The sequence below is a fragment of the Microcystis sp. LE19-10.1B genome (assembly GCF_027530565.1).
Classification (GTDB): domain Bacteria; phylum Cyanobacteriota; class Cyanobacteriia; order Cyanobacteriales; family Microcystaceae; genus Microcystis; species Microcystis aeruginosa.
The window spans coordinates 1-1,070 of the sequence record NZ_JAPZQM010000228.1 but is presented as its reverse complement, the minus strand read 5'-3'; the positions used below and the strand labels follow the sequence as shown (position 1 = coordinate 1,070).

Annotated in this window: 2 protein-coding genes; both read left to right on the top strand. The window is 41.5% G+C overall.

Annotated features, from left to right (window positions below; genetic code table 11):
* Positions 1–223: 223 nt before the first annotated feature.
* On the top strand, positions 224–454 hold the full coding sequence (gene mazE, locus O9332_RS08285; RefSeq protein WP_002763964.1) for a type II toxin-antitoxin system MazE family antitoxin: 231 nt from the start codon (positions 224–226) through the stop codon (positions 452–454).
* Positions 447–818 (top strand): type II toxin-antitoxin system PemK/MazF family toxin, encoded by a 372-nt coding sequence (locus tag O9332_RS08280; protein ID WP_002763962.1) that lies wholly within the window; start codon positions 447–449, stop codon positions 816–818. The genes mazE and O9332_RS08280 overlap by 8 nt, the downstream gene beginning before the upstream one ends.
* Positions 819–1,070 lie beyond the last annotated feature (252 nt).

Here is a 1,070-nt window from a genome sequence, read left to right as displayed (position 1 = left end):
TTCAAAAACCTTGCATTATCCTTCTTGTGGTACATCGCTTGGTACAAAAAACAAGGGCAACAAAGCCTGAAACGACCGACTCCTGACGACCGGCTACTGACTCCTACCCCCAGGAAAAACTTTTTCAGCAGACCCTACTTACAGATCAGAGGCAGGCATTGACAATTAATGTAGGATTAGTTAGTATGATGATCTAATCCTACCAGGCTGTCGTAAACAGTTTATGGCAATGAGTAAGAAAGTTAGCATAACCTTAGACGACGAAGTTTTGGAATTTGTAGATCGACTAGCAAGCAATCGTAGCAGCTTCATAAATGATGTTCTCTGGCAAGAGAAGAGAAGGGTTTTTATGAAAGAGCTAGAAGACGCTTATAAAGATCAGGCCAATGATCCAGAGATGCAAGCAGAAATCTCTGTCTGGGATATTGCAGTGGGCGATGGTCTAAATGCCTAATGGAAGACTAACCTATAAGCGAGGAGAGATCTGGTGGGTCGATCTGAAACCCGTTCTTGGTTATGAAACCGATAAAGAACGTCCTTGCCTGATTTTACAAAACGATATTGGCAATCAAAATGGAACAACGACAGTAGTTGCTCCATTGTTGCCCGGGAAAAGGACTTATCCTTTTGTTGTCAATATTACCCCGACAGTGCAGAATGGACTAGACGGAGATCGACACATCAACTTAAGTCAAATGAGGGCTGTAGATTCTCAAAGAATTAAGAATAAACAGGGTGTTTTAGAAGACGTTTATTGGGAAGAAATAGAGAAAGCAGTATGTATTGAGCTCGGTTTCAGCAAATCGCTATCGCCGTAGGGTGCGTTCCCTAATGTAAGTCCTACTACTCCACTAATAGATTTTTGGGGAACGCACCATGTACATTGATTGAAACTGTGGGTTAAAGTGCGGTCGCCGATCTTAATAAGCTAGGCTCTTCGTTACTTGTTATGGTTCGATAGGGGGGCATAAATCGACTAAATCCTTATCTGGCAAGAGACTTAATTGATTAGTTCGCTCTAGATAAAAAACAATTGACAAAAATCGCTAAATGCCTTTCTATATAAGGGT